Genomic DNA, 248 nt, shown 5'->3' on the forward strand with positions numbered 1-248 from the left:
GTCCGCATACCACTCTGTGCCCCGACGAATGAGTGTATTGGCAGATTCCACGATATGTGCACGCTCTGAAACAACGTCAGCAAACCGCAACGCAGCATCTTTGCATGGTCTGGTAACAGAAAATCCACGCATACCGGGATCCGCAGCAGAAACTATTCTAGTAAGATCACTGGCAGTGCACTCAATTTGAGTGTACGTCCAATCATTTAAACCCAGTGCGCGGTAGGCAGATTCATGAAGAAGAGGGG

General features: G+C 49.6%; 1 pseudogene. It reads right to left on the minus strand.

What is annotated here, in order from left to right:
• Positions 1-248 (minus strand): annotated as a pseudogene (locus ACSNOK_RS35535) (shikimate dehydrogenase); the annotation flags it as partial.

The sequence above is a fragment of the Streptomyces sp. URMC 126 genome (assembly GCF_051386555.1).
Lineage (GTDB): Bacteria > Actinomycetota > Actinomycetes > Streptomycetales > Streptomycetaceae > Streptomyces.